This window comes from Methylobacterium indicum (genome assembly GCF_001043895.1).
In the GTDB taxonomy this organism is placed as follows: Bacteria; Pseudomonadota; Alphaproteobacteria; order Rhizobiales; family Beijerinckiaceae; genus Methylobacterium; species Methylobacterium indicum.
This window is the reverse complement of the sequence record NZ_JTHF01000028.1, coordinates 18,737-32,423: the sequence shown is the minus strand read 5'-3', so window position 1 is coordinate 32,423 and position 13,687 is coordinate 18,737. Positions and strand designations below refer to the sequence as shown.

The window sequence follows — 13,687 nt, the reverse complement described above, 5'->3', positions numbered from 1 at the left end:
GGCGGTCTCGGCGCTCGGCACCACCCGGCAGACCGTCGGCGCCGAGCCGCACTGGCAGCCCCTGCCCGAGGGCTGGGACCAGGCGGCCCCGCCGGCTCCGTCCTGCGGCACGCTCGACGTGCCCGAGCACCTGTTCAGCCACCGCGCGGTGCTGTTCACGGGCGAGCGGCAGCCCTTCTCGGAGGTCGTCGAGACCTATACCCGCGCGGTCCTGGACTTCCGGCGCGCGCCGCGCCCGGCGGACCCGGCCTGTCCCAAGCCTTGACCTCCCAAGCCCTGACCTCCCAAGCCCCGACATCCACCGCCGACAGGCAGCAGAACAGGCAGCAGACTTGCATCGGGGGCAGGAACCCGGGCGTTCCGGCGCCCTATGTCAGGGCCTGACCCCGATGGAGGACGACCGACGCGGATGGACACCACCCTGACCCTGCTCGATCTCTGCGGCGCGGTCGCGCTGCTGCTCTGGGGCATCCACATGGTGCAGACCGGGGTGCAGCGCGCGCTGGGTCCCCACCTGCGCCGTCTCCTCGGGGTGGCGCTCGGCAACAGGGTCAAGGCGCTGGCGGCGGGTCTCGGGGTCACCGCGCTCCTCCAGAGCAGCACCGCGACCGGCCTGATGGTGGCCTCCTTCGCCGGCGCCGGGCTGGTGGCGGTGGTGCCGGCGCTCGCCGTGATGCTCGGCGCCAATATCGGCACCACGCTCATCGTGCAGGTTCTGTCCTTCGACGTCGCCCGGGTGGCGCCGGTCCTGGTGCTGGTCGGCGTGATCCTGTTTCGCCGCGGCTCGGAGCCGCGCACCCGCGACCTCGGCCGGGCGGCGATCGGTCTCGGGCTGATGCTGATGGCGCTCTCGCGCCTCGTCGAGGTGATCACGCCCTACGAGGACGTGCCGGCCCTCAGGGTGCTGCTCGGCGCCGTCGCGACCGACCGGCTGATCGCCCTGATGCTCGGCGCGGTGCTGACCTGGGCGGCCCATTCGAGCGTGGCGATCGTGCTCCTGGTGATGTCCTTCACCCATGCCGGGGTGCTGCCGTTCGAGGCCGGGATGGCCCTGGTGCTCGGGGCCAATCTCGGCTCGGCCCTCAACCCGGTCCTCGAGGGCGCGCGGGACGGCGAGGCGGCGGGGCGCCGGGTGGCGCTCGGCAACCTCCTCACCCGGGCGGCGGGCTGCGCCGTCGCCCTGCCCTGCCTCGGGCTGATCGGGCCCCTCGCGGTGACCTGGCAGCCCGACCTGTCGCGGGCGGTGGCGGATTTCCACACCGCCTTCAACCTCGTCCTGGCGCTGGTCTTCCTGCCGCTGCTCGGGCCGGTCTCGGCCCTGCTGCGCCGGCTGGTGCCCGAACGCATCGACGCGCACGATCCCGGCCGGCCGATCCATCTCGACGAGGCGGCCCTCGAGACGCCGCCGGTGGCGCTCGGCGCGGCCGGACGCGAGGCCCTGCGCATGGCCGACGTGCTGGCCGAGATGACGGCGGGCGCCGGCGAGGCGCTGACCGGCGGCGACCGGAGCAAGGTCACCGAGATCCGCCGGATGGACGACACGCTCGACCGGCTCAACGCCGCCATCAAGGCCTACCTCGTCCGCCTCGACCCGGAGGCCCTGAGCGAGGACGACGAGCGCCGGATCGCGACGCTGATCGCCTTCACCACCAACCTGGAGCATGCCGGCGACATCCTCTCGCGCAACGTGATGACCCACGCGGCCAAGCGCCTGAAGCGCGGGCTCGCCTTCTCGGCCGAGGGCAAGGCGGAGGTCGAGGCGCTGCTGGCGCGGCTCTCCGCGAACCTCGGCGCGGCGGGCGCCGCCTTCCTGACCGAGGATCCCCGCGCCGCCCGGCGGCTCGCCGACGAGAAGGCGGTGTTTCGCGATCTCGAGGCGCGGGCGACGGAGGCGCATTTCCGCCGACTGCGCGAGGCGAGCGGCAGCACCGGGGCGGGGCCGGCCGAGGCGAGCACCCTCTATCCCGATCTCGTGCGCGACCTGAAGCGGGTCAACGACCATCTGGTCGCGGGCGCCGCCTACCCGATCCTGGAGAGCCGCGGCGCCCTGCGGACGAGCCGCCTCGAAGCGCCCTGATCCTTGGTCCGGCGTGGGCGACCCGCCCGCGTCACGGCCAGACGGGCGCGCCGTCGAGCCCCGCGGTCTCCGGCAGGCCGCAGATCAGGTTCGCGTTCTGCACCGCCTGGCCGGCCGCCCCCTTGCCGAGATTGTCGACGACACCCATCGCGATCACGAGGTTGCGCTCGGGATCGGCGGCGTAGCTGACGAAGGCGAGGTTCGAGCCGGTCGCCCACTTGGTCTGGGGCGGTCGGTCGGTGACGCGGACGAACGGCCGCGCGGCGTAGAAGCGCCGCGCCGCGTCCAGGCAACGATCCGTGGTGGCGCGGCCGCGGGCATACACGGTGACGAGGAGGCCGCGGGTCATCGGCACCAGGTGGGGTGTGAACACCAGCCCCGCCGCACTGCCGACGCTCAGCCGCTCGATCGTCTCGGCGATCTCGGGCATGTGGACGTGCCGGAGCAGGCCGTAGGGGACTAGGTTCTCGTTGCTCTCGGCGTAGCCGAACCGGCTGTCGGCCCCGCCCCTTCCGGCGCCGGAGATGCCGGTCTTCGCGTCGATGACGATGTTGCCGGGCTCGATCAGCCCGTCGGCCAGGAGCGGCGCCAGCGCGGTCAGCGTCGCCGCCGGGAAGCAGCCGGGATTGGCGACGCGGGTCCTTCCCGCGATCCGGTCCGGCCAGATGTCGGCGAGCCCGTAGGCCCACCCGTCGACGTAGCGGTGGTCGCCGCCGATATCGACGATCTTCACCTCCGGCGGCACCCGCGCCAGCGCCTCGGCCGAAGTGCCGGTGGGCAGCGAGGCGAACAGCACGTCGAGCGGCGGCAGGGAGGCGGGATCCCACCGCTCGATCACCACGTCGGCGAGCCGGGCCGGCACGCCGGGAAAGCGCTCCGCCAGGCGGCTGCCGGCGCTGCCCTCGCCCGCGGCATAGACCAGCTCGAACGACGGGTGGCCGGCGATCAGGCGCAGCGCCTCGCCGCCACCGAAACCGCTGATCCCGACGATGCCGACGCGGATGCTCATGGGGAATGTCCTCGTGATGGGGCAAAGAGATGAGGGCAAAAGAAAACCCCCGGAGCCGAAGGCTGCGGGGGTCCAGGAACGCGGCTCAGGGCCGCTCCGGCGGTGCGGCCTGGGTCTAGGCCACCACGACGCGGGAGGACGCTGATCGACGCGCGAGCCCGGGAGCCGCCGCGTGGGAGCAGCGACGTCGGCGTCGGTCGAAGAGGGTCCTGAACTTGGTCATGTTGTATAGCATTGTCGCGGGGCCCGGCGATCGTCAAGCGCGATGTCCGGGGACAGTGACGGGCCGAGGGCGTAGCCGAAACAACCTGCGACGCGGCCGACCGCGGCGGACCCGGATCCTGTTCGCAGGGTGAGAACGAACGCGCGGGTCTCGATACCCGCCCTCGACCGCATGACGCCGAGAAATCGGGATCGATCCGATCCGCCTCCGGTTCTCGGCCCGCCTCGCTGGATCTAACAAGTCTCGAGACCAGCATCATGCGCCCACGAACGCCCCGTGCCGGCCCCGACATCCGCACGAACTCGCCTCATGCCGGGCACAAACGGCCGCCATGTAGAGCCGGTGTCCCGGCAGACATCCCCCACCCCGGCCGGGCACTCGCCGCAAGCTTAGCTGTGGCGAGGTCGCAACACCCTGAAAGCATCCCAGGTTTGCCTCAGACCGCACTTTGCTCCGCCGCGTTCCCGCCATAAACCGGCGGCACCTCAACGGCCACGTTAAGCGATTGTCCCTACAGCGCTTTATCGCGGTCATTCGGGGTCCCGGTGATCACGGGCGGCGCCGACGGACCGGCCCTCGGGTGGAATCGTTTCGCGACAAGCCGTCCCGGGACGGCGCAGGGAGCGGGACCGGGGAAACACCGGCCTTTCAAGAAACTACGGGTACGGGACAGGGCCATGGACGCGCGTCACACCACCGACAAATCGAAGCTGCCCAGCCGCTACGTGACCGAGGGTCCCGACCGCGCGCCGCATCGCTCGTACCTGTACGCCATGGGGCTGACCCGCGAGCAGATCCACCAGCCGCTGATCGGCGTGGCGTCCTGCTGGAACGAGGCGGCACCCTGCAACATCTCGCTGATGCGCCAGGCCCAGGCCGTGAAGAAGGGCGTGGCGGCGGCCGGCGGCACGCCGCGCGAGTTCTGCACCATCACGGTCACCGACGGCATCGCCATGGGGCATCGCGGCATGCGCGCCTCGCTGCCGTCCCGCGAGGTCATCGCCGATTCGGTCGAGCTGACCATGCGCGGCCACGCCTACGACGCGCTGGTGGGGCTGGCCGGCTGCGACAAGTCCCTGCCCGGCATGATGATGGCGATGGTGCGCCTCAACGTGCCCTCCGTCTTCATCTATGGCGGCTCGATCCTGCCCGGCACCTTCCGGGGCCAGCCGGTCACCATCCAGGACCTGTTCGAGGCGGTCGGCAAGCACTCGGTCGGCGCGATGAGCGACGACGACCTCGAGGAGCTGGAGCAGGTCGCCTGCCCGTCGGCCGGCGCCTGCGGCGCGCAGTTCACCGCCAACACCATGGCGACCGTCTCCGAGGCGATCGGCCTGGCGCTGCCCTACTCGGCCGGCGCGCCCGCCCCCTACGAGATCCGCGACCGGTTCTGCGCCACCGCCGGCGAGATGGTGATGGAGCTCCTGGCCAAGAACATCCGCCCGCGCGACATCGTCACCCGCAAGGCTCTCGAGAACGCCGCGACCGTGGTGGCGGCGTCGGGCGGCTCGACCAATGCGGCGCTCCACCTCCCGGCGATCGCGCACGAATGCGGCATCGCGTTCGACCTGTTCGACGTCGCCGAGATCTTCAAGCGCACGCCCTACATCGCCGACCTGAAGCCCGGCGGGCGCTACGTCGCCAAGGACCTGTTCGAGGTCGGCGGCATCCCGCTCCTGATGAAGACGCTGCTCGACGGCGGCTATCTCCACGGCGACTGCCTGACGGTCACCGGCCGCACCATCGCCGAAAACCTCGCCAAGGTTGCCTGGAACGCCAACCAGGACGTGGTGCGGCCCTCCAGCCAGCCGATCACCGCGACCGGCGGCGTGGTCGGCCTCAAGGGCAACCTCGCCCCCGAGGGCGCGATCGTGAAGGTCGCCGGCATGCCGCCGGAGAAGCAGACCTTCGCCGGCCCCGCGCGCGTCTTCGACAACGAGGAAGCCTGCTTCGAGGCGGTGAAGAACCGCACCTACAAGGAGGGCGAGGTCCTGGTGATCCGCTACGAGGGCCCGCGCGGCGGCCCCGGCATGCGCGAGATGCTGGCGACCACCGCCGCCCTCTACGGCCAGGGCATGGGCGACAAGGTGGCGCTCATCACCGACGGGCGCTTCTCGGGCGCCACCCGCGGCTTCTGCATCGGCCATGTCGGGCCCGAAGCCGCGGTGGGCGGCCCGATCGGCCTCCTCCAGGACGGCGACCTCATCCGCATCGACGCGATCCAGGGCACGCTCTCGGTCGACCTCTCGGACGAGGAGCTGGCCCAGCGCCGCGCGGCCTGGCAGCCGCGGGCCAACGATTCGACCTCGGGCTACCTGTGGAAATACGCGCAGACCGTCGGCCCGGCGGTGAACGGCGCGGTGACGCATCCGGGCGGGGCCCAGGAGACGCTCTCCTATGCGGATATCTGAGGCCGGCCTGCCCGATCGGGCAGGCCGCCGGTTCCTCCTCGCGCTGCTGGGCCTCGTCATGGCCGGGGCCGGCCCGACCGCGGCGCTCGACGCCGCGGTGCGGACGCCGGTGCCGGCCGCGGCGGGCTACCGCACCGCCCGCGAGGCGATGCGGACGGGCATGCGCGACTACAATGCCGGCGACAAGGAGGGGGCCGCCCGCGCCCTCGAATACGCCGCCGGCCAGGGCCACGCGCTCGCCCTGTGGAAGCTCGGCCGCATGTACGCGGAAGGCGACGGCGTCCCGCACGACGACCTCAAGGCGTTCGAGTTCTTCTCGAAGATCGCCGACGAGAACGCCGACGAGGGCCCGGAGGCGCCGAATGCCGGCGTGGTGGCGAGCGCCTTCACGGCGCTCGGCCGCTACTTCCTCGACGGGATCAAGGGCTCCTACGTCCGCGCGAACGTCGAGCGCGCCTACGACATGTTCAACTACGCGGCGACCTACTACGGCGACCCGAACGCGCAGTACAACCTCGCCCGGCTCTATCTCGACGGCACCGGCGTGACCCAGGACCCGCGCCAGGCGGCACGCTGGTTCAACCTCGCCGCCGAGAAGGGGCATCCGGCGGCGCAAGCGCTGCTCGGCCAGCTCCTGATCAACGGTCAGGGCGTCACGGTGCAGCGCGCCCGGGGCCTCGCCTGGCTGACGCTGGCCCGCGACGCGGCGGACGGGCCGAAGGACCAGTGGATCGTCACTCTGCAGGAGCAGGCGATGGCGGCCGCCACCGAGCGGGACCGGGCCGAGGCCCAGTCCCAGGTCGACGGCTTCTACCGCCGCAGCGCCAAGGGTCGGTGACGAGAACGGGGCAGCGAGCGAAGGGGGACGGCACTCCGCCCCTTCGCCCCCCGCCTCAGCCCTGGCGGGCCGCGATCGCCGTCCGGAACGACGGCCGCTCCAGGATGCCCGTGACGTAGGCCGCGAGCCGCGGCCAGCGCCCGGCATCGACCGTCTCGCCGGCGAGACGCAGATTGTGGAAGCTCGTCGCCACCGAGACGTCGGCGAGGCCGAAGGTCCCGCCGACGAGGAAGTCCCCGTCGATCTGCGCTTCCAGGTAGTCGTAGAGCCGCGGCAGCTCCTCGCCGATGCACTTGGCCACCACGGCCTCGTCGCAGGGCTGGTTCATCATCTTCGGCCGCATCACCCGCTGCACGAAGGGCTTGATCAGGACCGGGAAAAGCTCGGTGTCGCCGAGTTCGTCGAACCAGATCGCCCGGCCGAGATCTTGCGCACCCGCCGGCAGCATCGCCGGCTCCGGATGCTTGCGCTCCAGGTAGTGGATGATCGCCGAGGAATCGGCCAGCAGGAAACCGTCGTCGTCGAGCGCCGGGATCTTGCCGAGCGGGCTCGCCGCCTGGAAGCGCGGATCGGGATCGTGGAAGCGCAGCGGCACGTGCTGGACCTCGACGCCCTTCTCGGCGAGGACGACCAGCACCTTGCGGACGAACGGCGACAGGCTGGTGCCGTAGAGTTTCATCATTCTCTCCCCTTGCGGCGCGAGGCGACCACGGGCGCCATATCGCGCCGAACCGCCGGAAGGACAGCCCCCGGCGGGCCGTCCGGGTGGAATCCGCCCTCGTCCCGCACCATACTCGGAGGATGGCCGGCTCCCGGCCCGGAGCGCGAGGCCGCCTCGTGGACGACACCTTCGAACTGCGCGAGCGGCTGTCGCGGGCCTGGCGGGCGGTCTTCGACAACGCGGTCGAGGCCGGCACCCCGCCCGAGGCGGTCGTCGAGACGATGGCGGCGGTCGCCCATGCACGCTTCGCCGAATTGTTCGGTACGTCGGCCGCGGCGAGCTATCTCGCGCTGCTCGCCGAGCAGATGCGCGACGTCGACCACGACGAGGCCGAGACCCTGATCCGCGGCGAGGTGCCCGGGCCGGCGCCGTTCGACGAAGACATGATGGCGATGGACCCGGCCTTGATCGAGCGCGACCCGGATTGAGGCCGATGCGGGCTCGTGCGCTCGCACACATGACGGATGGAAGGCCGGGAACGCGGGCCGGCATCGGCGATTCCTTGCGGCAGGATCAACCCCGTGCCCTCGCACGAGCCCTGCCATGATCGTTCGACCTCTCGTCGTCGCCGCCGCCTGGGCGGCCTTCTGCTTCACCGCCCAGCCGCACCGGGAGCCGGCCTCACCGCAGGATCCGGTGCTCCTCTCCGGCATCGAGGCCGACCTCGCCAGCCGCCGCTGCGACGGCGTGCGGATCGACGCCCAGCATTTCCGGGCCTTCTCGTCGCAGGCTCAGCTCAACCACGCCGACTTCTTCCAGAAGACCCGCTCCGCCCGTCTCCAGGCGGCCCTCGACGACCTCGACGGCCGGCTCCGCACCGACCGGCAGGCGGCCTGCACGGCGATCTGGGTGGCGTATGGGCCGGGAAGCCGCCTGCAATTGCTGCGGCGGGGGTAGACTGCCTGCGGTCTCGCGCGGCGTCCCACAGGTTCGCCCCCCTCGTGACAGGTCGAACAGGCTTCGAAAGTCGCTTCGGGACGGGGCGGACGGTCACGGCGAGCCGGTCGATCGGCCCGAACGAGAAAGCCCGACCTTTCGGCCGGGCTCCTCGTTCGTCGACGTTGCGCGAGCGGTCAGGCGGTGGCCTGGATCCAGCGGAACAGGTCGCCCTTCGGCGCCGCGCCCACCTTCTGGCCGGCGAGCTCGCCGCCCTTGAACAGCATCAGGGTCGGGATCGACCGGATGCCGTACTTGGCCGAGATCTCCGGGTTCTCGTCGACGTTGACCTTGGCGATCTTCACCCGGCCGTTCATCTCGCTGGAGATCTCCTCCAGCGCCGGGCCGATCGCCCGGCAGGGGCCGCACCACTCGGCCCAGAAATCCACCACCACGGGCTCGTCCGATTGCAGCACGTCCTGCTCGAAGCTCGCGTCGGTCACCTTCACGGTCGCCATCGCCAAAATCCTTTTCTGCGTCCTCAAAGCCGGCCGACGTCGCGGACCGGCCCGCGTGAGGGTGAAGGTAAGAACGGGGCCGGGGCCGATCAAGCTTGACCGCAGAGCCCTCCCCGGTTTCCAGCCCCTTCCCGGCCGACCCGTGCGATGCCGCACCGCCGTTCACGCCAGCGTGTGAAGCGCGGCGGCACAGTCCTCCGGGGTGAGGCGGCGGACGACCGGGCCGGCGGTCCAGACGAGCAGCGGGATCACCGGCCGGTCGGGATAGATGGTCGCGAGGAGGCGCGCGTAGAGCGCGACCTGGGCGGCCTGGCCGCGCGGCGCGGGGGCGCCGTCCCGGGGCGGGCGGCCGGTCTTGAAGTCGACGAGCCAGACCGCCGCGTCGGTCACCGCGATCCGGTCGACCCGGCCGTGCACCGGGCGCGGGACGCCCGCGACCGCGATGCTGCCGGCGAGCGTCACCTCGGCCTGCGCGTCGGGCCCGAACAGGACCGCGAGGCCGGGATCGTCGAGGAGGCGCAGGGCCTCCGCGGCGATGCCGGCGCGCCGGTCGGGATCGAGGCCGGGCGCGCGCGCCGCGACGAAGGCCTCCGCCGCGGCCGGGCGCCGCTCGGGGGCGAGGCTCGGCAGGTGCTCCAGAAGGGCGTGGACCAGCACGCCGCGGCGGCGCGCCGCCGGGTCGCTGGAGCGGGCATCCGAGCGGCGCGGCTCGTCGGCGGCGCCGAGGCCCGACGGGCGCAACGGCGGCAGCGGCTCGGCCTCGGGCACGACCGGCCGGCGGAGCCAGTCCGGCACGGCCTCGGGCTCCGCGACGCCCTCGGGCGCGGCCGGGGCCTCCGGCAGGGCGGCGCCCTCGCGCCAGCTCTCCGCCGGGCCGTAGGGCATCTCGGCGATCTCGACGCCGCCGAACTCCTTCACCAGGCCGCGGCGGATCATCTCGCACCAGGCCTCGGCCGGCGTCTCCTTGTCGTTGCCGGAATAGGGCGCGATCACCAGCCGGTCCTTGGCCCGGGTCATCGCGACGTAGAGCAGGCGGTTATGCTCCTCACCGGCCTTGGCGTGGAGCGCGTCGCGGGCGGCCGCGATCGCCGGGGAGTCATACGCCTTGGCGCTCGACCAGACCGGCACGGTGCTGCCGTCCTTCAGCCGCATCGGGATCAGAGCCGGATCGCGGCCGAGGGCGTCGCAGCCGTCGAGCACCAGCACGAGCGGCGCCTCCAGCCCCTTGGCGCCGTGGACCGTCATCACCCGCACCTCGTCGCGGGCGGAATCGAGGTCGCGCTTCACCGTGTGGCCGCCGGCATCGCGCCCGCCGCTCGGGGCGTAGCGAGAGAGAAAGCCGGTGAGCGAGGGCGCGTCGGGGCCGGCCTCGGCCTGGGCGGCCGCCGTGAGGAAGACGTCGATCGCGTCACCCGCCTCGCCGCCGAGGCGCTGCACCAGGAGCGCCCGGCCGCCGAGCGGCCCGAGCAGCTCGGCATAGAACCCGAACGGCCCGTGCGCCCGGGCGAGCGCCGCCCAGCGATCGAGCGCCGCGACGCCGCGCTCCGCCGCCGGGTCGCCGGCCTCGGCACGGCGGCGCAGGGCCGCGACCAGCGCCTCGGCCGGGTCGCGCCCGGCCGCGATGCCGACGAGATCGTCGTCGGTGAGGCCGACGAGCGGCGTCTTCAGCGCGGTGGCGAGCGTCAGGTCGTCCTGCGGCAGCAGGGCGGCGCGGCCCGCCGCCACGAGGTCGAGGACGGCGATGTGGGCGGCGATGTCGAGGCGGTCCTGGCCCGCCACCGGCACGCCCTCGGCCTTGAGCGCCCGGATCACCCCCTCGAAGGCCGCCGAGCGCTTGCGCACCAGGATCAGCACGTCGCCGGGGCGCCAGACCCGGCCGGATTCGTCGCCCGCGGTGGTCCAGAGCCGCACCGCCTTCGCGACGCGACGGGCGGCCACGAGCGCCGGCGCCCCGGCCTCGATCGCATCGACCGGATGGGTCCAGGCGTCGGGCTCCTCCTCGGCGCTCGGCCGTTCGACCGGCCACAGCTCGATCTGGCCCGGCGCCCGCACCCGGGCGGTGGAATGCACGGTGCCGATCGCGGTGTCGCCGAAGGACAGGCCGCGATAATGGTCCGCGAGGGCGAAGGTGGCATCGACCGCCCGCAGCACGCCGATCGCCGAGCGGAAGGACAGGGTCAGGCCGACATCGGCGAAGGGCAGGCCGGCCGCTTCCGCGTCCCGCCGCCAGGCCCGCCTCGTGGTCTCGAACTCCTCCGGCGCAGCGCCCTGGAAGCTGTAGATCGACTGCTTGGGGTCGCCGACGGCGAAGCGGGTGCGGGCGAGGCCGTTGCCCGCCTCGCGGGCGCCGTCGCCGGCGCAGAAATCCTCGGTGATCCGGCGCAGGATCTCCCATTGCTGCGGGTTGGTGTCCTGCGCCTCGTCGATGAGGACGTGGTCGACGCCGCGGTCGAGCTTGTACAGCACCCAGGCCGAATCGACCCGGGTCAGCAGGTCGAGGGTCTTGTGGATCAGGTCGTCGAAATCGAGGGCGCCGAGGCGCGCCTTCTGGGCCTCCATCCGGCGGTGGATCTCGGCGGCGAGCGTGAACAGGGCCTCGGTGCGGGCAAAGGCCCGGGCGGCCTTGAGGCGGTCGCGAAGGCCCGCGAGCCGCGCCTGCTCGGCGAGCAGGGCCTCCTTGGCGTCGGCCGGGACCGACTTGGTGCCGAGCGACGAGGCGGCGTAGGGGTCGCCCTCGCCCTCGTCCTTGAAGAAGGCCGCGAGCGTCAGCGTCAGCCGGGCCGGGCCGGTGGCGGAGGCGGCGAGCGCCAGGGCGTCGGCGCGCTTCTCGTCGTTGGCCTTGCCGGTGCGGAGCGCCGCGACCAGCCCGGCGAGGTCGGGCCCGCCGTCGAGCATCCGGGCCTCGATCGCCGGCAACGTCTCGTCGGGGGCAAGCCCGAGGGCGTCGCGCAGCGCGGCAAGGCGCGTCGGCACGCCGTCGTGATGGCCGATCAGGCCGCGATTCTGCACCGCCGCGGTCATCGCCCGGCGCAGGGCCTCGCCCGCCGCCTCGGGGGCGACGAGGGCGAGCGCGTCGGCGAGGTGCGGGTGGCGCGTATCGACCGCGTCGGCCAGCACGTTGTCGATCGTCCCGTCGATCGCCTCGCGGGTCTGGGCCTCGTCCAGCACCACGAAGCGGGCCGGCACGTTGGCCTCGAACGGCACGAGGTGCAGCAGCCGCTCGCAGAGCGCGTGCAGGGTCTCGATCTTGAGCCCGCCGGGCGTCTCGACCGCGCGGGCGAAGAGGCGCCGGGCGCGGCGCAGGGTGGCGCCGTCCGGCCTCTCGCCCTCGAGGTCGGTCAGTTCCTCGCGCAGCGCCGCCTCGTCGAGGGTGACCCAGCGCCCGAGGCGCTCGAACACCCGGATCGCCATGTTGGCGGCGGCCGCCTTCGTGAAGGTGAGGCAGAGGATCTTGGCCGGGGCCGCTCCGTGCAGCAGCAGCCGCACCACCCGGTCGGTGAGCACCTTGGTCTTGCCCGCTCCCGCATTGGCCGACACCCAGGCCGAGGCCCGCGGATCGGCGGCGCGCCGCTGCGCCGCCTGCGTCAGCCCGTCGACGACGAAGCCCTCGATACCCATCCCTGCTCCCGCGCGCGGCCACGCCCCATCCTGCCGCGCTCGCATTCAAGGAGGCGTTGCCTCAAGGGCGAACGGGGCGTGCTGCACAGGGATTTCGGGGAGCGTGGCGGCGGGGGCACAGGGATGCCCCGGGCCATCACCGGAGGATCACGGCGGGATCGGCTGCCCGTCCCAGGCGAAGACCCGGCCGGACTCCTCACGCGTCAGCCCCCCGATCACCCGCAGGAGGTGGGTGGCGCTCTCCTCCGGGGTGAACAGGCCTGGGCCGGGCTCGGGGCGGAAGGGCTGCGAGAGGGCGGTCTGCACGGTGCCGGGATGCAGCCCGGCGACGATCAGGTCGGGGTGGGTGCGCGCGGTCTCGACCGCGAGGGTGCGCAGGACCTGGTTCAGCGCCGCCTTGGAGGCCCGGTAGGCGTACCAGCCGCCGAGGCGATTGTCGCCGATCGAGCCGACCCGGGCCGAGAGGGCGGCAAAGACGCTGCGGCCCCGGCGGGGCATCAGCGGCACGAGATGCTTGGCGACGAGGGCCGGGCCCAGCGTGTTGACGGCGAAGACCCGCGCCATGGCGGCCGGATCGAGGGCCCGGATCGCCTTCTCGGGCGCGATGCCCGGCCCGTGCAGGATGCCGCTGGCGACGATGGCGAGCCCGACCGGCCCGGCCTCGCCGAGGTCGCGGGCCGCCGCCATGACCGACTCCTCGTCCGTGACGTCGATCGCCAGGGGCCGCACCCCGTCGGGTTGGGGTGCGGGCGTGCGCGACAGGGCGAAGATCGTGTCGTAGTCCCCTCCCGCCGCGAGCGCCGCGACGAGAGCCCGGCCGACGCCGCCGGAGGCGCCGACGACGACCGCTGCCGGCCCGCGCCCAAGCCCCGGCGCATTCATCGGCAGACCTCGTCGCAGCGCGTGTCGCGCAGGCGGCGCGCCAGCCAAGGCCGGACCGTGAGCGACAGGCGGTAGGCGGCCTCGGCGAAAGGCAGCAGGGGCCGCCACCCGAAGAGCCGCACCTCGACGAGGCGCCCGAACCAGCGCCAGCCTGGAAAGCGTCGCCAGAGCCGCGCGAAGGCCGCGGCCCCCGAGACGAGGCGCCCGTCCGCCTCGCGGACGTGGAACCGGGCCCGGGCGGCGGCGAGGTCGAGGCCGGGTCCGAGATCGGGACGGCCCGGGCCCGCGAGGTCGACGAAGCGCACGCGCTCGGCCCCGGCCCGGCCGCGATAATGCGCGATCTCGCGGCGACAGAGCGGGCAGGCCCCATCGTAGTAGACGGTCAGATCGGCCCCCATCCCACCCCTCGCTGCCGGACGTCTCTCCGTCGCGAGATGGGCGCGGCGCGCCCGCCGTCATGGTGCGGCGGACGCGCGATATGGTCGCGCCGTCGACTTGGCGGTCGGGGGGGGCG

At 73.1% G+C, this 13,687-nt stretch carries 11 protein-coding genes and 1 pseudogene; 6 read left to right on the top strand and 6 right to left on the bottom strand.

Features of this window, described 5'->3' with window-relative positions; translation table 11 throughout:
• Positions 1 to 265, top strand: a pseudogene (locus QR78_RS03975) (hypothetical protein); the annotation flags it as partial.
• A gap of 144 nt (positions 266 to 409) precedes the next feature.
• Positions 410 to 2,077 carry a Na/Pi cotransporter family protein gene (locus QR78_RS03970; protein ID WP_048426204.1) on the top strand — a complete coding sequence of 556 codons (1,668 nt, stop codon included), beginning with the start codon at positions 410 to 412 and terminating at the stop codon, positions 2,075 to 2,077.
• Positions 2,078 to 2,108: 31 nt separating this feature from the next.
• Here QR78_RS03970 and argC read toward each other — a convergent pair whose 3' ends face one another.
• Positions 2,109 to 3,086 carry an N-acetyl-gamma-glutamyl-phosphate reductase gene (gene argC, locus QR78_RS03965; RefSeq protein WP_048426203.1) on the bottom strand — a complete coding sequence of 326 codons (978 nt, stop codon included), beginning with the start codon at positions 3,084 to 3,086 and terminating at the stop codon, positions 2,109 to 2,111.
• 900 nt (positions 3,087 to 3,986) lie between these two features.
• Here argC and ilvD point away from each other — a divergent pair.
• Positions 3,987 to 5,720: a dihydroxy-acid dehydratase gene (gene ilvD, locus QR78_RS03960; protein WP_048426202.1), complete on the top strand. Its 1,734-nt coding sequence runs from the start codon at positions 3,987 to 3,989 to the stop codon at positions 5,718 to 5,720.
• The gene (locus QR78_RS03955; RefSeq protein WP_048426201.1) at positions 5,707 to 6,558 is read left to right on the top strand and encodes a tetratricopeptide repeat protein; all 852 of its coding nucleotides are present in this window, start codon (positions 5,707 to 5,709) and stop codon (positions 6,556 to 6,558) included. Before ilvD ends, QR78_RS03955 begins: the two co-directional genes overlap by 14 nt.
• A gap of 55 nt (positions 6,559 to 6,613) precedes the next feature.
• Here QR78_RS03955 and QR78_RS03950 read toward each other — a convergent pair whose 3' ends face one another.
• A complete protein-coding gene (locus QR78_RS03950) occupies positions 6,614 to 7,240 on the bottom strand; it encodes a glutathione S-transferase family protein (RefSeq protein ID WP_342027906.1) in 627 nt (208 codons plus the stop codon).
• A gap of 155 nt (positions 7,241 to 7,395) precedes the next feature.
• On the opposite strand from QR78_RS03950, the gene QR78_RS03945 reads away from it, so the two are divergent.
• Positions 7,396 to 7,707 carry a hypothetical protein gene (locus QR78_RS03945; RefSeq protein WP_244276529.1) on the top strand — a complete coding sequence of 104 codons (312 nt, stop codon included), beginning with the start codon at positions 7,396 to 7,398 and terminating at the stop codon, positions 7,705 to 7,707.
• Between the two features lie 115 nt (positions 7,708 to 7,822).
• Positions 7,823 to 8,176 carry a hypothetical protein gene (locus QR78_RS03940; RefSeq protein WP_048426198.1) on the top strand — a complete coding sequence of 118 codons (354 nt, stop codon included), beginning with the start codon at positions 7,823 to 7,825 and terminating at the stop codon, positions 8,174 to 8,176.
• 176 nt (positions 8,177 to 8,352) lie between these two features.
• On the opposite strand, the gene trxA is transcribed toward QR78_RS03940, so the two are convergent.
• The 4 genes from trxA to QR78_RS03920 form a co-directional block, all read right to left on the bottom strand.
• The gene (trxA, locus tag QR78_RS03935) at positions 8,353 to 8,673 is read right to left on the bottom strand and encodes a thioredoxin (protein ID WP_048426197.1); all 321 of its coding nucleotides are present in this window, start codon (positions 8,671 to 8,673) and stop codon (positions 8,353 to 8,355) included.
• Positions 8,674 to 8,835: 162 nt separating this feature from the next.
• Positions 8,836 to 12,291, bottom strand: coding sequence for a double-strand break repair helicase AddA (gene addA / locus QR78_RS03930; protein WP_048426196.1), 3,456 nt, complete (start codon positions 12,289 to 12,291; stop codon positions 8,836 to 8,838).
• A 147-nt stretch (positions 12,292 to 12,438) separates the two neighbouring features.
• Positions 12,439 to 13,173 carry an SDR family NAD(P)-dependent oxidoreductase gene (locus QR78_RS03925; RefSeq protein WP_048426195.1) on the bottom strand — a complete coding sequence of 245 codons (735 nt, stop codon included), beginning with the start codon at positions 13,171 to 13,173 and terminating at the stop codon, positions 12,439 to 12,441.
• Complete coding sequence (locus QR78_RS03920; protein WP_048426194.1) at positions 13,170 to 13,571, bottom strand: thiol-disulfide oxidoreductase DCC family protein; 402 nt, start codon at positions 13,569 to 13,571, stop codon at positions 13,170 to 13,172. The genes QR78_RS03925 and QR78_RS03920 overlap by 4 nt, the downstream gene beginning before the upstream one ends.
• Positions 13,572 to 13,687: the final 116 nt, after the last annotated feature.